18 protein-coding genes and 1 riboswitch are annotated in these 19,379 nt (G+C 70.8%); of the genes, 9 read left to right on the top strand and 9 right to left on the bottom strand.

Annotated elements, in window-relative coordinates; genetic code table 11:
- Positions 1–39 precede the first annotated feature (39 nt).
- Both ABZ795_RS23390 and ABZ795_RS23385 read right to left on the bottom strand, forming a co-directional pair.
- Positions 40–2,085 carry a glycogen debranching N-terminal domain-containing protein gene (locus ABZ795_RS23390; RefSeq protein ID WP_357531878.1) on the bottom strand — a complete coding sequence of 682 codons (2,046 nt, stop codon included), beginning with the start codon at positions 2,083–2,085 and terminating at the stop codon, positions 40–42.
- The gene (locus tag ABZ795_RS23385; protein ID WP_357531877.1) at positions 2,085–2,474 is read right to left on the bottom strand and encodes an SCP2 sterol-binding domain-containing protein; all 390 of its coding nucleotides are present in this window, start codon (positions 2,472–2,474) and stop codon (positions 2,085–2,087) included. Before ABZ795_RS23385 ends, ABZ795_RS23390 begins: the two co-directional genes overlap by 1 nt.
- A gap of 192 nt (positions 2,475–2,666) precedes the next feature.
- Between ABZ795_RS23385 and ABZ795_RS23380 the strand changes: the two genes are divergently transcribed.
- Both ABZ795_RS23380 and ABZ795_RS23375 read left to right on the top strand, forming a co-directional pair.
- On the top strand, positions 2,667–2,888 hold the full coding sequence (locus tag ABZ795_RS23380; RefSeq protein WP_327025584.1) for a hypothetical protein: 222 nt from the start codon (positions 2,667–2,669) through the stop codon (positions 2,886–2,888).
- The gene (locus ABZ795_RS23375; RefSeq protein ID WP_327025585.1) at positions 2,885–3,196 is read left to right on the top strand and encodes a TraR/DksA C4-type zinc finger protein; all 312 of its coding nucleotides are present in this window, start codon (positions 2,885–2,887) and stop codon (positions 3,194–3,196) included. The genes ABZ795_RS23380 and ABZ795_RS23375 overlap by 4 nt, the downstream gene beginning before the upstream one ends.
- 23 nt (positions 3,197–3,219) lie before the next feature.
- Here the strand turns inward: ABZ795_RS23375 and ABZ795_RS23370 are convergent, their stop codons facing one another.
- Complete coding sequence (locus ABZ795_RS23370) at positions 3,220–3,747, bottom strand: ATP-binding protein (RefSeq protein ID WP_357531876.1); 528 nt, start codon at positions 3,745–3,747, stop codon at positions 3,220–3,222.
- A gap of 197 nt (positions 3,748–3,944) precedes the next feature.
- Between ABZ795_RS23370 and glpK the strand changes: the two genes are divergently transcribed.
- Entirely contained in the window at positions 3,945–5,462 is a 1,518-nt protein-coding gene (gene glpK, locus ABZ795_RS23365; RefSeq protein ID WP_357531875.1) for a glycerol kinase GlpK, read from the top strand.
- 115 nt (positions 5,463–5,577) lie between these two features.
- The gene (locus tag ABZ795_RS23360) at positions 5,578–6,909 is read left to right on the top strand and encodes a carbohydrate-binding domain-containing protein (RefSeq protein WP_357531874.1); all 1,332 of its coding nucleotides are present in this window, start codon (positions 5,578–5,580) and stop codon (positions 6,907–6,909) included.
- 22 nt (positions 6,910–6,931) lie between these two features.
- On the opposite strand, the gene ABZ795_RS23355 is transcribed toward ABZ795_RS23360, so the two are convergent.
- The gene (locus ABZ795_RS23355) at positions 6,932–7,711 is read right to left on the bottom strand and encodes a TetR family transcriptional regulator (protein ID WP_357531873.1); all 780 of its coding nucleotides are present in this window, start codon (positions 7,709–7,711) and stop codon (positions 6,932–6,934) included.
- Between the two features lie 104 nt (positions 7,712–7,815).
- On the opposite strand from ABZ795_RS23355, the gene ABZ795_RS23350 reads away from it, so the two are divergent.
- The 4 genes from ABZ795_RS23350 to ABZ795_RS23335 all read left to right on the top strand — a co-directional run bounded on the left by ABZ795_RS23350 (position 7,816) and on the right by ABZ795_RS23335 (position 13,313).
- Positions 7,816–8,718 carry an ABC transporter ATP-binding protein gene (locus ABZ795_RS23350; protein WP_357531872.1) on the top strand — a complete coding sequence of 301 codons (903 nt, stop codon included), beginning with the start codon at positions 7,816–7,818 and terminating at the stop codon, positions 8,716–8,718.
- On the top strand, positions 8,715–10,340 hold the full coding sequence (locus ABZ795_RS23345; protein WP_357531871.1) for an anibiotic ABC transporter: 1,626 nt from the start codon (positions 8,715–8,717) through the stop codon (positions 10,338–10,340). The genes ABZ795_RS23350 and ABZ795_RS23345 overlap by 4 nt, the downstream gene beginning before the upstream one ends.
- A 194-nt stretch (positions 10,341–10,534) precedes the next feature.
- Positions 10,535–12,658: a bacterial transcriptional activator domain-containing protein gene (locus ABZ795_RS23340; protein WP_357531870.1), complete on the top strand. Its 2,124-nt coding sequence runs from the start codon at positions 10,535–10,537 to the stop codon at positions 12,656–12,658.
- Between the two features lie 139 nt (positions 12,659–12,797).
- Complete coding sequence (locus ABZ795_RS23335) at positions 12,798–13,313, top strand: hypothetical protein (RefSeq protein ID WP_357531869.1); 516 nt, start codon at positions 12,798–12,800, stop codon at positions 13,311–13,313.
- Positions 13,314–13,331: 18 nt separating this feature from the next.
- On the opposite strand, the gene ABZ795_RS23330 is transcribed toward ABZ795_RS23335, so the two are convergent.
- The 5 genes from ABZ795_RS23330 to ABZ795_RS23310 all read right to left on the bottom strand — a co-directional run bounded on the left by ABZ795_RS23330 (position 13,332) and on the right by ABZ795_RS23310 (position 17,968).
- Positions 13,332–14,063: an amino acid ABC transporter ATP-binding protein gene (locus ABZ795_RS23330; RefSeq protein ID WP_327025594.1), complete on the bottom strand. Its 732-nt coding sequence runs from the start codon at positions 14,061–14,063 to the stop codon at positions 13,332–13,334.
- Positions 14,060–14,842, bottom strand: a complete 783-nt coding sequence (locus ABZ795_RS23325; RefSeq protein ID WP_357531868.1) for an amino acid ABC transporter permease — start codon at positions 14,840–14,842, stop codon at positions 14,060–14,062. The genes ABZ795_RS23330 and ABZ795_RS23325 overlap by 4 nt, the downstream gene beginning before the upstream one ends.
- A gap of 35 nt (positions 14,843–14,877) precedes the next feature.
- Positions 14,878–15,738, bottom strand: coding sequence for an ABC transporter substrate-binding protein (locus tag ABZ795_RS23320; RefSeq protein ID WP_357531867.1), 861 nt, complete (start codon positions 15,736–15,738; stop codon positions 14,878–14,880).
- Positions 15,739–16,020: 282 nt separating this feature from the next.
- Positions 16,021–16,132: riboswitch (SAM riboswitch) on the bottom strand.
- A 55-nt stretch (positions 16,133–16,187) separates the two neighbouring features.
- Complete coding sequence (locus ABZ795_RS23315; protein ID WP_357531866.1) at positions 16,188–17,285, bottom strand: HAMP domain-containing sensor histidine kinase; 1,098 nt, start codon at positions 17,283–17,285, stop codon at positions 16,188–16,190.
- Positions 17,286–17,299: 14 nt separating this feature from the next.
- Positions 17,300–17,968, bottom strand: a complete 669-nt coding sequence (locus ABZ795_RS23310; protein ID WP_357531865.1) for a response regulator transcription factor — start codon at positions 17,966–17,968, stop codon at positions 17,300–17,302.
- Positions 17,969–18,113: 145 nt separating this feature from the next.
- On the opposite strand from ABZ795_RS23310, the gene ABZ795_RS23305 reads away from it, so the two are divergent.
- Positions 18,114–19,379, top strand: a complete 1,266-nt coding sequence (locus tag ABZ795_RS23305; protein ID WP_357531864.1) for a serine hydrolase domain-containing protein — start codon at positions 18,114–18,116, stop codon at positions 19,377–19,379.

The following is a 19,379-nucleotide window of genomic DNA, read 5'->3' as shown; positions in this document are numbered from 1 at the left end:
ACACCCGCTCGCCGGCCCGGGTCCGGCCGCCAAGGCGCTCTAGGAGATGGCGAGGCGGGCGCTGCCGATCACGTCGATGCGCCCCCACCGCCCAGGAATGTCGAGCATTTCGATCCGACCGAAGCGCTGCGGGATCGCCGGATCGACCACGAGGTGTTCACCGTACGGTTCCAGGCCCAGCAGGGTGCGCAGCAGCAGGAAGGTGGCCCCGGTGGCGGAGGCCTGCGGGCTGTTCGCCGCCGGGTACGGCACCGGACACCGGGTCAGTTTTCGGTCGTAGCCGGCGAAGGCCTCCGGCATCTGCCCGCCGAAGTGCTGGGCGGCCTCGATGAGGGACTCGGCGATGATCCCCGCCTCGGCGGCGAAGCCGTATCGGCGCAATCCGGCGGCGATCAGGGAGTTGTCGAACGGCCACACCGTGCCGACGTGGTAGCCGAGGGGGTTGTATCTGGCCTGCCCCGTGCCCAGGGTCCGCACCCCCCAACCGGAGAACAGCCGCGGCCCCATCAGGTGCCGGACGACCGCCGGGGCGTGGGCTTCGTCCACGATGCCGCTCCACAGCAGATGGCCCATGTTGGAGGCGAGGGCGTCCACCCGGTCGCCGTCCGGGCCGAGGGCCAAAGCGAAGTACTCCCCGTCGTCGATCCAGAAGTCCCGGTTGAACCGCTGCTTGAGCTCCTCGGCCTGTCGCTCCAGGCGGTCGGCGTACGCGGGATCGCCCCAGAAGTCGCGGGCCAGTCGGGCACCCCGCCGCTTGGCGTCGTACACGTAGCCCTGAAGTTCGCAGGTGGCCCGGGGCAGCCCGGGTAGCCGACCGTCTGCGTAGCAGATCGCCTCCGGGGTGTTCTTCCAGCAGTGGTTGATCGCCCCGGACTGCTCGTTGCGTCGCTGGTACCACAGGTAGCCGTCGCCGCGGAGGTCGCCGTACTCGTCGATCCAGTGCAGGGCCGCGCGGGCGGCATCCTCCAGCTCGCGGACCAGTTCGCCGTCGCCGGTCCACCGTTCGTACTCGTCGAGCAGGACGACGAACAGCGGGGTGACGTCCGCTCCACCGAAGTACGGCGACTGGGGTTGCTCCTCGAAGGCCGTCATCTCCCCCTGCCGGAACTCGCTGATTATCTTGCCGGGCTCCTCGTCCCGGAAGTCGTCGAGCACGGTGCCCTGTGGCAGGGCGAGCAGTCGGAGGGTGGTGGCGGCCATGCCGGACACGAAGGGCAGGATCTGGAAGCAGGTGAGGATGGAGTCGCGGCCGGTGATGGTGGCCAACCAGGGCAGCCCGGCGGCGAGCATCGTCTCGTGCGGCGCCGTCAGCGGGGAGAACCGCAGGCTGGCCAGGTCACTCAGGCCCCGTCGGTAGGTGGTGGTCAGCGGCTGCCAGTCACAGTCGAGTCGGGGCGCCTCGGTCAGCCACTGCCTCAGGTCAGGCCGCGACCGGGTGCCGGCCTGGCGGTCCGCGTGCCCCAGCCGGTCCCGTACGTCCGCGCCGTCCGGGCGCAGAATCATGCTCTGTACGCGCAGGGTGGTGCTCCACCGCCCCTGCCGGTCGACCCGAATGCGGTAGGTCATCCCGTGGCGGTCGACCTCGACGGGTTCGCTGGTCGAGACCTCGGTGGCGCGATGGAACCGCTCTCGGCGGTAGCCGAGCCGCAGGCGGTCCTCCGACACCTCGCGGTAGCCGCGCGACTGCGACGCCCGTGGCAGGAGCACCTTGTAGGTCGACGCGAAGTCGCTGTCGATGTCGATGCGGAGGACGTAGTCGGTCGGCTCGCCGGTGTGGTTGAGCACGGTCAGGCGTTCGGTGAAACTGCTCTCGGAGATCCACCGGTCACGGATGACGGAGACCTTGGCGTCGACGTAGTGGGTCGGGTTGCCGGGGACCAGGAAGAAGCGGATCTCGTTGTAACTCGGCTCGTGCACCGCCAGGGGGTGCAGCTGCTCTCCGTTGATGCTCAGCCGCCAGATGGACAGGAACCGGGTGTCGTAGGCGAAGAATCCGCTCGGGCCGGGCGGGTTGGAGGTGATGTCCCCGTTGTCCTCGCTGAGGGCGAAGATGTTGCCGTCGAGGATGCGCGTCATCCGCCTCATCACGGTTTCCGATCTTCCGCCGAGGTCGCTCTGGCGGCCCCGATCCGGGGATGGCGGGCTCCTTTGGGTGGAGCGAAGAGGCGTTCCAGCATGATCACGAAACGGAACTCGCCGTCTGCGGTGAAGTCGTTGCGTAACCAGGCCGGCACCGGCTTGACCTCGCCGTACGCCATTCGAAGGAACAGGGTCTCGTCGGTATTGATCACGGTGTCGGCCTCCGCCGGGCCACCCTGGGACACCGTGATCCGACCCCGGTCGATGGTGACCAGCCAGTGGTCCACCCCGCGCGGGTTGACCAGGTCGAAGCGGATCCGGCCGGAGACCTGCCGGAGCATCCGACCTCCGCTGCGGGTGAGGTCGTCGAAGAATGCCCGCACCGACTCCGACATCGCACCAACTCCAAGGGTCCGGCGGCGATCGACAGCACTGTCAGCGGATCGATCACGGGCAGGAAGCCGCACTTTTGTCACTTTAGCGGCTTTGATCCCCATCCGGGGTCCTCTCTGCCGAGCCGTCGGCTCCGGCGACCGCCCCGCAATATCGCCGTTGGTTTGCGCTGCGGATGCGTCTATGGTGGTTCGATGTACCCCGTCGCCCTGCCCAACCGCGTCGCCGTCGTCACGGCGCCGCCGGTGTCGGCTGCGGCGAAGGCGGTGGCCCAGGTTCCCGCGCAGGCTGGTAGCGGCCAGCCGAGCCCCGCAGGCCGGAGCCCTCCGGAAGTCGTCCACACCCACAGGACGACCAAGGGCGAAGCCACCGGCTTCCGCCCCTTTTCTTTTTCCGGAGAAGGGATCACGGCATGAGCACCACCCACGATCAGAAGTGGTTGACCGACCTCAGGACCACCCTGACGGACGAGTTCGAGACGCAGACCGCCCGGCTGACCCAGTTGACCGCCGACACCGGCGACCCGGGCGAGGCGCACACCAACGCCGCCTTGATCGCGGCCACCCGGCAGAGCCTCGCCCAGATCACGGACGCGCTGCAGCGGCTGAGCAGCGGTAGCTACGGCGACTGCGAGAAGTGCGGCACGGCCATCCCGCGCGAGCGGCTGGAGATCCTGCCGCAGGCCCGCTTCTGCGTGCCCTGCCAGCAGAAGCAGAATCGCTGACCGGCGCGGGCTGTCGCACCGACCTACCGGTGCGGCAGCCCGCCCTCGCCGGGCGCGGCGGTCTCCCCGTCGGCGGCAGCCGGCCCGGTCCCTCCGGCGGGGGGCGACGCCATCTTCAGCGGGGCGGTGACGGTGGCGGTCAGGCCGTCGGACCGGTGGGTGAGGGTCAGCGCCCCGGTCAGCTGATGAGCCAGCCAGAGCCCTCGGCCGCCCGGGGTGTCGGTGGCCGGTCGGTGCACCGTCAGATCGGCGCCGCCGGGCCCGTGGTCGACCACCGCGCAGACCAGCCGGTCGGCGTACCGGAGCAGTTCCAGTCGGCCCCGACCACCGCCGTGCAGTACGGCGTTGGTGACCAGTTCGTGGACGGCCAGGACGAGATCCTCGGCCGCGTCGCCGTGCAGACCGGCGGCGGCGATCTGTGCGGCGAGCAGGTGCCGCAGCGCGGTCACGGTCTGTCCGGTGAAGGACAGTGACAGCAGGGAGTCGACCTCGTCATCGCCGGATGATGCGCCGTCCGGGCCGCTGGCGTCCGGCCGGTCGAGGTTGCTCATGCTGGCAGATTACGTTGTCCGCCGAGATCCGCACTCCTTGCCCGAGGGCAAGTTCCGGCGCCATGGTGGCCGCCGTGCCCGCGTCGTGCTTTGCTCTGCTTCAATCCGCGCCACGCCTGTCCCGAAGTCGGGGCGGCGCGGCCGGGCCGCGCCCTGAGGTGGCCGGGGCGCGACGAGGAGGACAAGGAGACCCCTACATGGCTGACTTCGTCGGTGCCGTAGACCAGGGCACCACCAGCACCCGTTTCATGATCTTCGATCATTCGGGCAACGAGGTGGGTCGCCATCAACTGGAACACCAGCAGATCCTGCCGCAGGCCGGCTGGGTGGAGCACAATCCGCTGGAGATCTGGGAACGGACCCAGACGGTGATCCGTACCGCCCTGAACACCCACAGCCTGGCCGCCTCCGACCTGGCCGCGCTCGGGGTGACGAACCAGCGGGAGACCACCGTGGTGTGGAACCGGCGCACCGGTCGGCCGTACTACAACGCGATCGTCTGGCAGGACACCCGCACCGACCGCATCGCGGCGGCCCTGGACCGGGACGGCCGTGGCGAGATCATCCGCCGCCGGGCCGGACTGCCCCCGGCCACGTACTTCGCCGGCGGCAAGATCCAGTGGATCCTGGAGAACATCGAGGGGGTGCGGGCCGACGCCGAACGGGGAGACGCGATCTTCGGTACGACGGACACCTGGCTGCTGTGGCACCTCACCGGCGGCACGGAGGGCGGTGCCCACCTCACCGACCCCACCAACGCCAGCCGCACCATGCTGATGGATCTGGAGACCCTGGACTGGGACGACGAACTGCTGTCGTTCTTCGACATCCCCCGCGCGATGCTGCCCCGGATCGTCGCCTCCTCGGACCCGCAGGCCTACGGAACGACCCTGCCGCAGGGCCCCTTCGCCGGGACGGTCCGGATCGCCGGAGACCTGGGCGATCAGCAGGCCGCCACCGTCGGGCAGGTCTGCTTCGCGCCGGGGGAGGCCAAGAACACCTACGGTACGGGCAACTTCATGCTGCTCAACACCGGTACGGAGATCGTCCGCTCGGAGGCCGGACTGCTCACCACGGTCTGCTACCGGTTCGCCGGTGAGCCCCCGGTGTACGCCCTGGAGGGCAGCATCGCCGTCACCGGTTCCGCCGTGCAGTGGCTGCGCGACCAGCTGAAGATCATCCGGACCGCCGCGCAGAGCGAGGAGTTGGCCCGTCAGGTCGAGGACAACGGCGGGGTCTACTTCGTACCGGCCTTCTCCGGCCTGTTCGCCCCGTACTGGCGCGCCGATGCCCGGGGGGCCATTGTCGGGCTGTCCCGCTACAACACCGACGCCCACATCGCCCGGGCCACCCTGGAGGCGATCTGCTACCAGAGCCGGGACGTGGCCGAGGCCATGGCCCGGGACTCCGGGGTGACCGTCGAGTGCCTGAAGGTCGACGGTGGGGTGACCGTGAACGACCTGTGCATGCAGTTGCAGGCGGACATTCTCGGGGTGCCGGTCAGCCGGCCGATGGTCGCCGAGACCACCGCCCTGGGTGCCGCGTACGCCGCCGGCCTGGCCGTCGGGTTCTGGAAGAACACCGACGAACTACGGGAGAACTGGAACGAGAGTCGGCGGTGGCATCCCTCCTGGTCGCAGCAGCAGCGGGCGGCGGGGTACACGGGCTGGCAGAAGGCGGTCGGGCGCACCCTCGACTGGGTGCAGGTCGACTGAGCCGGGGCCGGTGCGGTGGCGCGCCGGGTGACGGTTCGTCGCCCGGCGAGGCCCGCCGATGTGTCTTAGCATTCCGGTGTCGGGCATCGAGGACCAGGCGTGGAGAGGGGCAGCCATGCGGGTCGCACGCGCGATCATGGCGATCGTGGTCGTACTGTCGGCCGGGGTGTTGACCGGGTCGGCCACCGCCTCCGCGTCCACGCAGTTCACCCTGGTCAACGCCACCATCCAACCGGCCACCGGGACTCCCAGACCGGCCTCGGGCACCCACGCCACCCTGTGGCGCAACACCAGCTCCGCGACGACCACCGTGCAGGGACCCGGGTCCCTGGTGGTGGGCGCGATCGGCGACTACTGCGAGGGGTGGCCCACCCTCCGGGTGAGCGTGGGCGGCACCCCGATCGGGGAGGTGGCCGTGACCAGCGCGACGGACTACGGCGCCTACCAGGTCGGCGCGCCGCTGCCCGAGGGACGGCACAGCGTCCGGATCGAGCTGATCAACGACCGCTACACCGGGACGTGCGACCGCAACGCCCATGTGGCGTACGCCCGGGTCGACGTTGCGCCGTCGACCGACACCACCTTCAGCTTCGCGGTCATCCCGGACACCCAGGAGGAGGTGCTGAGCGCCTCGGACACCCGGTTCGCGCGACGGGTCAACTGGCTGCTGGCCCAGCGCCAAGCCCTCGACCTGCGTTTCGTCACCCACTCCGGGGATGTGGTCAACTACGACACCCCGGACCACATCCAGTACGAGCGGGCGAGCGCCGCACTGCGCCCCCTGGAGCAGGCCGGGGTGCCGTACACCTTGGCCATCGGCAACCACGACGGCCAGATCTTCGGCCCGGACGGCAAGCCGCGCAGCCCGGCCGGAACCCTGCTGCGCGACACCGCGGTGTTCAACCGGTACTTCACCGCCGACCGCTTCGGGCAGGTGCAGGGCCGGTTCGAGGCGGGCAAGGTAGACAACATGTACGCCACCTACCAGGCCGGGGGAGTGCGTTGGCTGGTGCTGACCCTGGAACCGTGGCCCCGGCGGGCCGCGGTCACCTGGGCCCAGGGGGTGGTGGCCGCCCATCCGCAGCACAACGTCATCGTGGTGACCCACCACTACCTGGAGAGCGACGCGACCATCGGGCAGGGGGCCGGCTCCGGTTCCACCAGCCCGCAGTACCTCTTCGACAACCTGGTGCGGCGCTACCCCAACATCCGGTTCGTATTCTCCGGGCACACCGGCACGGCGGCCTCCCGGGTGGACACCGGGGTGAACGGCAACCGGGTCTACTCGTTCCTCCAGACCTTCCACTCCCGGAGCACCAACCCGGTCCGGCTGGTCGAGATCGACACGGCGGCGGACACCCTGCGTACCTGGATCCACGCCCCGCACACCAACGAGAACTTCCCGACGCACGACCGTAGGTACACCGGCCTGGGCCTGGTGCGCTGAGCCCGGCGATCGTGTCGCAAAACTATCCCGATACTGTCTCGTTATTGTCCGGCGAATTGAGATGCCGGTAGAGGGTGGCCCGGGACACCCCGCAGGCGGCGGCGATCTCGTCGATGGAATGGGTGCCGGCGGCGTACATCCGCCGGGCGGTCAGCACCTGCTCCGGGCCCATCGACCGGGGTCTGCCCGGCCGCCGTCGCCCGCCCCGCCCCGCCCCGACCGCCGAGTCGGGGTCGGTATCGGTGTCCTCGGTGGTCGGCGGGTCGGCCAGCAGGCGGCGTACCCCGTCGAGCATGTCCGCGCGCAGCACCGCCTCCGGCACCTCCATCAGGAACACCACCGGGTCGCTGCACATCGCGATCGCCTGCACCGCCCGGACCCGGTCGCGTCGGCTCGAATCCGGGCCGGCGAGGATCTGATTGGCCCGCATCGCGATGCCCACCAGCCGGTGGTAGGTGCTGCCCCGATCGACGAGCGCGAGGTCGTGCAGGAGCATGCCGAGCGGCCCACGATGCTTGAGCATGGTGTCCACCCAGCCCTCCAGCAGGGTCCACCGGGCCTGTTCGGTCGGCAGTGACCCGGCGGTGTCCACAAGCTTCTCCAGGTCTGCGACCATCGGTTCGGCCAGGGCGGCGAGCAGGTGTCCCTTGCTGGGGAAGTGGTAGAGGATCGCGGCCTTGGTCAGTCCGAGTCGTTCGGCGATCTGGCGCAGCGAGGTGCGCTGGTAGCCGTGCGCGGTGAACAGCTCGAACGCGGCGCGCAGGATCCTCTCTGGGGTGCCGTCGGTCTGCGCCAAGGTCATGCCGTCGAGGGTAGCCGCCACTGACCAGCGGTCGGACAGACTCGCCTCGGAGGCTTACCATCGGTCAGTACAGTGCGTCGCACCGGTACGGCGGGAGGCCCCCCATGTCCGTGATCATCATCGACAACCTGGTAAAGACCTTCGGCAGGGTACGCGCGCTCGACGGGCTGGACCTGCGGGTGGAACCGGGGGAGGTGCACGGCTTCCTCGGCCCCAACGGTTCCGGCAAGTCCACCACCATCCGGATCCTGCTCGGCCTGCTGCGCCGCGACTCCGGGCAGGTACGGATCCTCGGCGGTGACCCCTGGCGCGACGCGGTGGCCCTGCACCGGCGGTTGGCGTACGTGCCCGGGGACGTCAACCTCTGGCCCAACCTCTCCGGCGGAGAGGCCATCGACCTGTTCGGCGCCCTGCGCGGCGGACTCGACGAACGTCGCCGCGACGACCTGCTGCGCCGCTTCGAACTGGATCCCACGAAGAGGTGCCGCACCTACTCCAAGGGCAACCGGCAGAAGGTGGCCATCGTCGCCGCCTTCGCCTCCGACGTGGAGCTGTACATCCTGGATGAGCCCACCTCCGGGCTGGACCCCTTGATGGAGGCGGTGTTCCAGGAGGAGGTCCGGCATCTGATCCGGGCAGGGGCCAGCGTCCTGCTCTCCAGTCACGTACTGGCCGAGGTCGAGGCCCTCTGCGACCGGGTCAGCATCATCCGGGAGGGGCGGATCGTGGAGTCCGGCACCCTGACCGAGCTGCGCCACCTGGCCCGCACCACGGTCACCGTCGAGACCGTACGCCCGCTGACCGGGGTGGCGGAGCTGCCCGGGGTGCACGAGGTCCGCACGGTCGACGGCAAGGTCCGGCTGGAGGTCGAACCCGCCCACCTCGACACCCTGCTGGCTCACCTGGTCCGCTTCCAGGTCCGGGCCCTGACCAGCGCCCCGCCCACCCTGGAGGAGCTGTTCCTGCGGCACTACGGCGACACCCTCACCGACGGGGGTGACCGATGAGCACCCTGACCGGCACCGGTCGGCTGGCCCGGCTGGCCGTCCGCCGCGACCGGGTCCGCCTGGGCATCTGGGTGCTCGGCACCCCCCTGATCGGGTACGCCCTGGCCGAGAGCGTCGCCGGGCTCTACCCCGACCAGCAGACCCGCCTCGGTTACGCCGAGACCGCGATCACCAGCGTGGTCGCCCGCGCCTTCAACGGACCGATCGCCGGCACCGACCTGGGCGCCGTGGTGGTCACCGAGTCGTACCTGACCCTGGCCCTGCTGGCTGCCCTGCTCAGCACCTTCGCCGTCATCCGGCACACCCGACAGAACGAGGAGACCGGGCGGGCGGAGCTGCTGGGTGCCGCCCCGGTCGGCCGGTACGCCCTGCTCACCGCCGCCCTGGTCGTGGTGGTCGGGGCCAATGTGCTGGCCGCCGGGCTGCTGGCCCTGGCACTGGCGGCCACCGGGCTGCCGGTCGCCGGAGCGGTGGCCGCCGCCGCCTCGGTCGGCGGGGTGGGGGTCGCTTTCACCGCGGTGGCCGCCGTAACCGCCCAGCTCACGGTCACTTCCCGGGGCGCGAACGCCCTCGCCGCCGCCACGGTCGGTGTCGCCTTCCTGCTGCGCGCCGCCGGTGACGTGCTCGGTGAGCGGGCCGCCGGGGTCCCCCGCCTGGACAGCGCCTGGCCGGTCTGGTTGTCGCCGCTGGGCTGGGGCACCCAGATCCGGGCCTTCGGGGCGGAACGCTGGTGGGTCCTGGTCCTACCGGCCGCCCTGCTCCTGGCCGGGACCGCCCTGGCCTATCTGCTGGCCGAGCGCCGGGACCTCGGCGCCGGTCTGGTGGCCGCGGGGCGGGGACCCGCCCGAGCCGCCGCCGGGCTGCTCAGTCCGGCCGGGTTGACCTGGCGGCTGCACCGCGCAGGACTGGTCGGCTGGGCGGTCGCGGTGGGAGTGCTGGGGCTGTCCATGGGGGTGGCCGGACACGAGGTCGACGCCATGATCGCGGAGAACCCGCAGGCGGCCGAGGTGATCGCCCAACTCGGCGGCGGTGCTGAACTGGTCGACGCCTTTCTGGCCGCGATGCTGGGACTGTTCGCGCTGACCATCGGGGCGTACGTGGTGCAGGCCCTGCTGCGGACCCGTACCGACGAGGCCGACGGCATCCTGGAGGCCCTGCTGGCCACGGCGGTCAGCCGTACCCGGTGGCTCGGCACCCAGGTCCTCGGCGCGGTCCTCGGGGCGGCGGTGCTGATGCTGCTGGCCGGGATCACCACCGGCCTGGGGTACGGGGTGGCCGCCGGGGACCCGGTCGGCTGGGCGGTCGAGCTGGCCGGGGCGGCGCTGCTGCGGCTACCGGCCCTGCTGGTGGTCGCCGGGGTGGTGACCGCCCTGTTCGGTGCGCTGCCCCGCCTGTCGGTCGCGCTGAGCTGGGCGGCACTGATCGCCTTCCTGCTGCTCGGGCAGCTCGGCTCGGTGCTCGACCTGCCGCAGGCCGCCCTCAACCTGTCGCCGTACACCCATGTGCCCTCCGTGCCGGCCGTCGACCCGACATCCCTGCCACTGATCGTCCTCACCGCCGTGGCGGTGGTGCTGCTGGCCGTCGGACTGGCTGCCTTCCGCCACCGGGACACCCCGCGCTGAACGGTTTCACTCGATCCGGTCGCCGACCGCGCGTCGGCAAGCCCGTGCGGTAAAGCTCACTAGACTCGGACAGGTGGGACGAGGACGCTCAGACCACGACCGTGAACGTGCCGATCGGCCAGCAGGGGGTAGCCGTCTGCGCCCGATGTGCTCGACCGTCTCACGTCCTGCCCACCGGCATGGGTGGTGTGGACATGCGTGACCTGCTCACCCCGATCGAGACGGCCCTCCACCAGGGACACCAGGACGAGGCCCTGCGCCGGTTGGCAGCCGTCCCGGCGGACCTGCCGCTACCGGCAGGGCTGGCCTGGCGGCTCGGTGTGCTGCTGCACCAGCATGGTCGGTTCGACGCGGCCGACGCCTGCTATCGCCGCGTCGACCTCGCCCTCGACCTCGCCGACGAGCGCCCGTCGGCGCTGGCCGACCACGCCCAGGTCCTCGCCGGCTGGGCCGCGACCCGCTGGGCCCAGGGCGACCAGGCGCGTACCCGGCAGTTGGCGACGGATGCGATCCGGGTCGCCGAACGCAGCGGCGACGACGCGGCGGTGGCGGCGGCCTATTTGGCGCAGGCGTTGGCCGCGTTCGGCGACGGCGACCGCGCGGGAAACGAACACGCGTACGCCCAGGCCCTGGCGGCGGCCGAACGCGCCGGTGACTTCGGGCAGCAACTGCGGATCCGGTGCAATGTCGGGTCGCGGCTCATCGAGGAGGGTCACTACCGGCCGGCCATCGAGGAACTCGACGAGGCGGTCCGGCTCGGCGAGCTGCTCGGGCAGCAGATGCTGCTCGCGTTGGCGCTGCACAACCGGGCGGAGGCGTGGCTGGGCCTGGGTGACCTGCATCGTGCCCGCAGCGACGCCGACAAGGCGCTGGCCCGGTGGCAGCGGGCCGGTTCGCCGTTGGCCGCCTTCGGGTTGACGTTGGCCGCCCGGGTGCACCGGGTGCGGGGGGCGACCCGCCAGGCGGTGGCCGCTTATCGGGCCGCGCTGGCCATGGGGGAGCCGGACGGCAACGCGCAGGTGCTGGTGGAGGCGTGCGCGGGACTCGCCCGGCTCAGCTACGCCGACGACCCGCAGACGGCGGCCCGCCACGCCGAGCGGGCCCTGTCGCTGCCCAGTTCCGCGGGCCCCACCGTCGCCGAGTTGGCCGCAGGCTGGGTCGCCCTCTGCTGCGGAGACCCGCAAACCGCCCTGCGATACGGCGAACAGGCCCGCGCCGAGGCCGGTCGCCGCCGGGACACGGCTGGCCTGGCCGAGGCCATGGAACTCGTCACCCTCGCCGTCCACCGCGCCAACCCCGAGGCGACCTCGCCCCGGACCGTACGCCGGCTGCTCGCCGACCTGGTCGAGGCGGCGGCGATCTGGGCCGAACTCGGCAACGAGTTCGCGCTCGCCACCAACGCCCTGCTCCAGGCCCGGCTCACCGGTGACCTGGTCGCGGAGCAGATCGCGTACGAGCGGCTGCGCCGCATCGGCGTACAGGAAGGTGGCTGGCATGTCGCCGGGCCGTTGGCGGCGATCGGGCCGGCATCGGTTCCCGAGGTGGAGGTGCAGATCCTGGGCCAGTTCGCGGTGCGGCTGGCCGGCGCGGCGGTGCCGGTCGGCAGCTGGCAGTCCCGCAAGGCGCGGGATCTGCTCCACCTGGTGGCCGCGCAACTCGGCAGACCGGCGGCCCGCGACGCCCTGGCCGCCGCGCTGTGGCCGCAGGCCCGCGCCGAGGTGGCGCTGCGCCGCCTGTCGGTGCTGATCTCGACCGTGCGGGGTGTGCTCGACCCGGGTCGGCGACATCCGGCGGACCGTTACCTGATCACCGATTCGGCGACGGTGCAGCTCAGTACGGCACATGTGGTGGTGGACGCGTTGCGCTTCCACGACGCGGCCCGAGCGGCCGTCGTGGCCGACACCGCGAGCCCGCCGCCGTCCGGCACCGCCGCCGACGACCGGTTGCTGAGCCAGCTGGAGACGGTGGTGGCCATGTACGCCGGCGATCTCTGTGCCGACGACGAGGTCGTCGGCGCGACGCTCCAGCGGCCCCGGGCGCTGCTGTCCGCGCTGCACCGCGAGGTGACCCACCGGCTGGCGAGACGGCATCTGCACCTGGACCGGGCCGACGCGGCGATCGGTTGGTACCTGCGGCTGGTCGGCGAGGACGGTTACGACGAGCCGGCCCACCTCGGGCTGATCGGCGCGTTGTCGGCCGCCGGGCGGCACGGTGAGGCCAACCGGCGCTATCAGGAGTACGTCGCGCGGATGGCCGAGATCGGTGTCCAACCTGCCGCCTCCGCGCTGCCGGATCGGGCCCGCCTGAACAATTCCTGAACCGCCCCCGAAGACTGTCCATCAGACTGCTCACTGTCCGGAGAGGTCGCTGTGGACGCCGAGGTGGCGTGTGCCGTGACCGCGATGGCGCCGGCGGCAGACGGGGGCGGTCAGCGTGCTCAGGTCGAGGGAGAAGACGATGCTACGGATTCGAGGGCTGCTTGTCGTGCTCGCGGCCGGGCTTGTGCTGACCGGCTGTGCTGGCGGGCCGGACGATGCCGCCTCGGGTGGGGCCGACACGTCGGGCGCGACGACTCGGGTCGACGGTGGGGAGGCACCCGACCAGGGCAGCGGCGGTGAGAAGGCCGGGCCGGGTGACGGTGACCGCTGGTGCGAGGCGGTGCAGGCGTTCACCGTCGCGATGGACCCGCTGTTCACCGAGAGCGCGGGCAAGGCCGAGGTGGCGCAGGCCCGTACCCAGCTGAAGGAGCTGAAGGCGGCAGCGCCGGCCGAGATCAAGTCCGACGTGACGACGCTCGGCGAGTTCTACGCCGCGGTCATCGACGCCTCCGGCAAGAGCATGCCTCAGGATCCCGCGGCGTACGCCCGCCTCGGCCAGACCATGGAGGGGCTCAAGACGGCGATGCCGCCGGTGTCGGACTACACCATGAAGCGTTGCCCTGAGTTCGACGGGCAACTGCCGACCGGACAGTGACGACAGTCCCGGGGCTGCTCAGAGCACCTGGGAGAGGAAGCGGCGCAGGCGGGGATGCTGCGCCGCTTCGAAGATCGCGGTCGGTTCACCGGCCTCCAGCACCACCCCGGCGTCCATGAAGGCGACCGTGTCGGCGACCTCCCGGGCGAAACCCATCTCGTGGGTCACCACGACCATGGTCATGCCCTGCGCCGACAGGTCCGCCATCAACGCCAGAACACCCTTGACCAGCTCCGGGTCCAGTGCCGAGGTGGCCTCGTCGAAGAGCATCACCTGCGGCTGCATGGCCAGGGCCCGGGCGATGGCGACCCGCTGCTGCTGCCCACCGGACAGGTGCGCCGGGCGGGCGTCGGCCTTGGCGGCCAGCCCCACCCGGTCCAGGTGTTCGCGGGCCACCGCCGCCGCCTCGTCCTCGCCGAGCTTGCGGATCCGGCGCAGGGCCAGGGTGATGTTGCGCAGCACGCTCATGTGCGGGAACAGGTTGAACTGTTGGAAGACCATGCCCACCCGCTGCCGCAGCAGGTCCGGGTCGTCGCGCAGCACGCTGCGCCCGTCCAGCAGCACATCGCCGCGATCCGGCTCCAACAACCGGTTCACCGTACGCAGCAGGGTCGACTTGCCCGACCCGGAGGGGCCGATCACGCAGGCCGTCGCGCCCCGGGCCACGTTCAGGTCCACCCCGCGCAGCACCTGGTGCCGCCCGAAGGCCAGGTGCACGTCGCGCAGGCTCAGGCTGACCGAGTCGCTCATCGTTGGTTTCCTCCCGCGGCGCCGGGCAGCGCCAGGTCGAGGTCGTCGGGGTCCTCGTCGGCCGGGCCGGTGGCCGGCCTACCGTGCCGCAGCCGCCGGTCGATCCAGTTGACGAAGTGGGTCAACGGCACCGTCAGCACCAGGTAGAAGAGCCCGGCCAGCAGCAGCGCCGACTGGTTGCCGGTGTTGGCGGCGTAGTCCTGCCCGATCCGGAACAGTTCCCGCTGGCTGGCCAGCAGCCCCAGGAAGTAGACCAGGCTGGAGTCCTTGATCAGGGAGATCAGCTGGTTCACCCAGGCCGGCAGGACCCGCCGGATGCCCTGGGGAATGATCACCCGGCGCATCGCCTCCCCCCAGGAGAAGCCCAGCGCGCGGGCCGCCTCCAGTTGGGTGGCCTCCACCGACTGGATGCCGGAGCGGAAGATCTCCCCGATGTACGCCGAGGCGATCAGCGACAGCGCCAGGATGCCCAACGGGTACGGGTTGGGTCCCCACACCTGCATACCCAGCGGGGCCAGCCCGACCCCGATCAGCAGGATGGTCGCCGCCGCCGGCAGGCCCCGGAACACGTCCGTGTAGACCCGGGCCGGCCAGCGCAGCCAGCGGGTCCGCGAGATGCCCGCGACGGCCAGCAGGATGCCCAGCGCCGAGCCGAGCAGGGCGGCGGTGACCGCCAGGATCAGCGTGTTCGGCAACCCGACAGTGATCATCTCGGGTAGCGCCTCGCGCATCGACTCCCAGTCGAAGAACGTCTCCCACAGGGTGCGCAACGGATCCACGGGTCAACCTCCGCCCTGCTAGCTGGTCGTACCGGTCAGGAAGCGGCCGAGGGGGCCGCCGACGGGACGGTCACGTTGCCGCTGCCCGGGGTGAAGTCGGCCGGGATCGCCCGACCCGGGTAGTACTGTTCGCTGAGCCGGGTCCAGGTGCCGTCGGCGATGACCTCGTCGAGGGCCTTGTTCAGCGCCTCGCGCAGCGCGTCGTTGCCCTTGGCGACGGCGTACGCCGTGGGGGCCGGGCTGAGTTCCTTCGCCGCCACCTCGATCTTGCCGCCGCTGTCCGCGGCGGTCTTCTCACCGATCTCGGCCGGGGAGATCCAGGCGTCCGCGGTGCCCGCCTTGAGCTGGTTGAGGGCGCCGTTGTAGTCCGGCACCCGTACCGGGTCCAGTCCCTTGGTGGTGGCGTAGTCGTCCTGGACGGTGCCCTGCACGACGACCACCCGCTTGCCGGGCAGCTCGGCGAAGCTGCTCAGGGTCGAACCGGCCGGCACGTTGAGGCCGAGGTAGCCGAAGTCGTAGCCGTTGCCGAAGTCGACCGTCTTCTTCCGCGCCTCGGTGATGGTGATCGAGGAGCTGCCGACGTCGAACTTGCGGTTGTTGACCTGGGCCAGCAGGCCGGAGAAGTCCGTGCCGACGAACTCGACCCGCAGCCCCAGCTTGTCGGCGGCGGCGACCAGCAGGTCGTTGTCGAACCCGGTGAACTTGCCGTCCTTGAGGTACACGTTCGGCGGCGCGTCGGTGAGGGTGCCGGCCCGCAGCACCCCCGGCTGGAGCAGGTTGTACGGGTTGTCGGCCTCGCCGGCCGAGTCCGAGCCGCAGGCGGTGAGGGTGACGGCGGCGAGGACTGCGGCAGCGCCGACGGCGGCGGCCCGGGTCAGGGCAGGAAGGATTCGCACAGGTGTCTCCTGGATGAACGACGGCGGGCACGGACGTGCCGCACCGACGGTCCGCCGTACGACGGACCGTGGGGATGAATCGATGACAAGAGGGGAGAGGGCTGGTCACCGTACGCCCGAAGGCGCGGTGACCGGCGGCGACGCGGTCAGCTACACGCGGCGCTACAGACCCGCATCATGTCGACGTGCCGACGTCGGGTCAGGTCCAGGCAGGTCGCCGCGGGAGCGGATCGACTGCGGTACGACATGGGTCTCCCTCGAGGTCGTGATGACCTGGAAACCAGGCCACGCTTGCACCGGAGCCACTCCGATGCCTGGTCCTCACCCGGGGCACCCCTGCGCGGACGAGGGTTGCCGGCCAGCAAGCCGGGGCTTCACGCTGGCACTCATGACCTGCGGCAGAGGCTAGCAGCAGGTGACCGGTCGGCGTCCACCCGATATGACGGCCCTCACGCCCAGGTCATCTCCGGTGGTGCGGCAGGTAGGCGTACCGAGACGCGGAGCCCGCCGGCGGGACGGGCGGTGAGGGTGAGGGCACCGTCGTGTGCCTGGACGATGCTCGTGACGATGGCCAGGCCGAGGCCGACACCGGCGTGCTCCGCGCGGACCCGTTCGGTGCCGCGCTGAAAGGGCTCCACCAGCGTGGCGACCAGTTGTGGGGGGAGTCGCTCGCCGGTGTTCTCGACGGTGAGCAGCACAGCCTCGGGCGCGACACTTGTCGTGATCCACACGGTGCCCTGATCGGCGGTGTTGTGGATGATCGCGTTGTGCAGGAGATTCGTCGTCATCTGCAACAGGAGCGGGTGTGAGCCCAGGACCGGGGCGAGATCGGCCCGCGACTGAATGGTCAGGCCGCGTTTCTCGGCAAGCGGCAGGAGCGTTTCGGCAGCCTCCTCCGCGAGCAGGGAAAGGTCGAGGCGTTCGCGGGTGAATGACTTTTCGTTGGCACGACTGAACAGAAGCAACGCTTCGGTGAGTTTGACGGCCCGGCAATTGACGGCGTGCAGGCGATCGATGATCTCGCCGAGGTCGCGGTGCCGATCGGTACGTGCCACGTCGAGAAGTGTCTGCGTGATCGACAGTGGGGTGCGTAGTTCGTGTGAGGCATTGGCGGCGAATCTGCGCTGCTCCGCGACGTGTGTTTCGAGTCGGGCGAGCATGGTGTCGAACGCGTCGGCGAGTTCGCGGAACTCGTCCCGGCGGCCCGGCAATCGGATCCGGTGGGAGAGCGATCCGGCCGCGGCCCGGCGGGTGGCGTCGGTGAGGCGGGTCAGCGGTGCGAGAATCCGGCCGGCCAGGAGCCACCCGCCCCCCAGGCCGAACAGCAGCAGCAACGCCCACAGCGCCGCGGCCTTCGGCGCGAAGGCGCGCAGCAGGTCGGACCGATTGGGAATGAAGAGGCGGGGGTGCGACCCCGGCGGCCCGGTGAGGAGCACACCGTCGGGCACATACCGGAGCAGGAACAGCCACACGACCGCGAGCAGCAGGGCGACGGCGAGCAGGAGAAACCCGGCGTAGCTGAGGGTGAGTTTGAGGCGAACGCTCAAACCGGGTGGCCGGGCTACGGTCGTGCCCTGTCGATGCGGTAGCCGACGCCGGGCACTGTGGAGATGATCCAGGGCTCGCCGAGCCGTTTGCGCAGTGCCGAGATGGTGATCCGCACGGCGTTGGTGAACGGGTCCGCGTTCTCGTCCCACGCCTGTCGCAGCAGTTCCTCGGCGCTCACCACACCGCCTTCGGCGGCGACGAGCACCTCGAGCACGGCGAACTGTTTGCGGGTCAGCGCGACATAGCGGCCGTCGCGGTGGACCTCGCGGCGGAACGGATCCAGCCGCAGCCCGGCGATCTCCCGCACGGGTGGCCTGGTGTGGGCGCGGCGCCGATCGAGTGCTCTGAGCCTGAGCACGAGTTCGCGCAGTTCGAAGGGCTTGGTGAGGTAGTCGTCGGCACCGAGTGCGAATCCGGATGCCTTGTCGTCGAGTCGGCTGGCAGCGGTGAGCATGAGGATCGGCGTACCGCTGCCCGAGGCGACGATTCTTTCGGCGATCTCGTCGCCGGACGGGCCGGGAATGTCGCGGTCGAGGACGGCGACACTGTAGGCGTTGCCGTCCAGCAACTCCAGGGCGGTGTCGCCGTCAGCGGCGATGTCGGCGGCGATCGCCGCCAGGCGTAGACCATCGCGAATGGCATCGGCCAGATAGGGCTCGTCCTCGACGATCAACACCCGCACGCCGTCGATGCTACGGGGTGCGACATATCGTCGGCGTATCCAGAAACGCGTACGCCGTCGCAACAGCCGTTCCTGTTCGGTAAAGCGCAGACCCCCGTGATCGGACGACACGGGGCAGCTCGACCAACAGGAAAGGACCGTGATCATGGATTTGGAATCGGCATCCGGTATCGACCGGAGGCGACTGCTCGGGTGGGGCGGGTTGGTGGCGGCCGGCGCTCCACTGGTGGGTGCCGACTTCGCCGATGCGGCCCCGCCGACCGCCGACCGCCGCGTCACCGCCGGGCCTCCCGGGCCGGGTCGGATCCCGCCGGCGACCCGGCCCGGCGGAGCGTACGACCGGTTCGTGGCGAAGCTGGCGGCACAGGACAGGTTCTCCGGGGTGGTGCTGCTGTCGTACCGGGGTCGGACGGTGTTGTCCCGCAGCTACGGCATGGCCGACAAGGAGCGGAGGATCCGCAACCACGAGAATGTCGCGTTCCACCTCTCCTCGGCGAGCCAACCGTTCCTGTCGGTGGCGATCCTGCAACTCGTGCAGCAGGGGAAGGTGTCGCTGTCGGACCCGGTGGGCAGGCACCTGGAAGGGGTGGCGACGGAGATCGCCGAGCAGGTGACCATCCACCATCTGCTCACCAGCACCTCCGGCATCGACGCCCCGATGCCGGACTGGCTACGGGTCTATCACAGTCGCCAGGAGGTGCACGAGGTCGGCGAGCAGTGGGTCCGGCAGGCGCGGTTGGTGGGGGTCCCCGGCTCGGGAGCCAACGGTCATCTCCCCGGTGGCGGTGTGGGTCTGGCCATGGCGGCGCAGATCGTCGAGGTCGTGTCCGGCATGACGTTCTGGGACTACACCCACGAGCACATTTTCGAACGCGCTGGCATGACCGGCTCGGGGTTCTTCACCCGGAAGCAGTGGCTCACCGACCCGCGCATCGCGCATCCGTACATGCGCCAGGCCGACGGCAGCCGGGTGGACGCCGTACGCCACCTGGACACCGGCAGCATCAGCCCGCCGATCCGGGGCAGGAATCCGGGGCGCAGTTTCATCGGGTACGCCTCCGCCGACGGCTTCGCCACCGCACCGGACCTGGCCCGGTTCGCGTCCGCGCTGTACGACGGCACGTTGCTGGAGCGGCCGTACGCCGACCTGTTCGCCGGGGCCAAGCTTCCCGGTCCCGGTCCCGCCGGGTTCGAGGCGTACACGATGCCTGTCTCGATCATCGGCGGCCAGTGGGTGATCGGGCGCGGCGGCGGTGCGGGCGGGGTCGGTGCGAACTGGACCGTCTACCCGGACACCGGTTGGGTCGGTGTGGTGCTGAGCAACTACGACGACATGCCGTTGCTGGAGATCTGTGCCCAGGAGGTCGAGGCCGTCACCGGTGAGCGGCTCGACCTGCCCGGTGGCGGCTGA

Source organism: Micromonospora sp. NPDC047134 (genome assembly GCF_040643455.1).
Lineage (GTDB): Bacteria > Actinomycetota > Actinomycetes > Mycobacteriales > Micromonosporaceae > Micromonospora.
The sequence above is the reverse complement of the archived record's forward strand: the minus strand, read 5'-3'. Positions and strand labels throughout refer to the sequence as shown.

Bases quoted from the DNA above. Each gene is read 5' to 3' on its own strand.
- ABZ795_RS23380 (WP_327025584.1), top strand. From the start codon at position 2,667: ATGTACCCCGTCGCCCTGCCCAACCGCGTCGCCGTCGTCACGGCGCCG.
- ABZ795_RS23375 (WP_327025585.1), top strand. From the start codon at position 2,885: ATGAGCACCACCCACGATCAGAAGTGGTTGACCGACCTCAGGACCACC.
- ABZ795_RS23340 (WP_357531870.1), top strand. From the start codon at position 10,535: ATGCGTGACCTGCTCACCCCGATCGAGACGGCCCTCCACCAGGGACAC.
- ABZ795_RS23390 (WP_357531878.1), bottom strand. From the start codon at position 2,085: ATGAGGCGGATGACGCGCATCCTCGACGGCAACATCTTCGCCCTCAGC.
- ABZ795_RS23360 (WP_357531874.1), top strand. From the start codon at position 5,578: ATGCGGGTCGCACGCGCGATCATGGCGATCGTGGTCGTACTGTCGGCC.
- ABZ795_RS23370 (WP_357531876.1), bottom strand. From the start codon at position 3,747: ATGAGCAACCTCGACCGGCCGGACGCCAGCGGCCCGGACGGCGCATCA.
- ABZ795_RS23305 (WP_357531864.1), top strand. From the start codon at position 18,114: ATGGATTTGGAATCGGCATCCGGTATCGACCGGAGGCGACTGCTCGGG.
- ABZ795_RS23335 (WP_357531869.1), top strand. From the start codon at position 12,798: ATGCTACGGATTCGAGGGCTGCTTGTCGTGCTCGCGGCCGGGCTTGTG.
- ABZ795_RS23345 (WP_357531871.1), top strand. From the start codon at position 8,715: ATGAGCACCCTGACCGGCACCGGTCGGCTGGCCCGGCTGGCCGTCCGC.
- ABZ795_RS23330 (WP_327025594.1), bottom strand. From the start codon at position 14,063: ATGAGCGACTCGGTCAGCCTGAGCCTGCGCGACGTGCACCTGGCCTTC.
- glpK (WP_357531875.1), top strand. From the start codon at position 3,945: ATGGCTGACTTCGTCGGTGCCGTAGACCAGGGCACCACCAGCACCCGT.
- ABZ795_RS23350 (WP_357531872.1), top strand. From the start codon at position 7,816: ATGTCCGTGATCATCATCGACAACCTGGTAAAGACCTTCGGCAGGGTA.
- ABZ795_RS23385 (WP_357531877.1), bottom strand. From the start codon at position 2,474: ATGTCGGAGTCGGTGCGGGCATTCTTCGACGACCTCACCCGCAGCGGA.
- ABZ795_RS23355 (WP_357531873.1), bottom strand. From the start codon at position 7,711: ATGACCTTGGCGCAGACCGACGGCACCCCAGAGAGGATCCTGCGCGCC.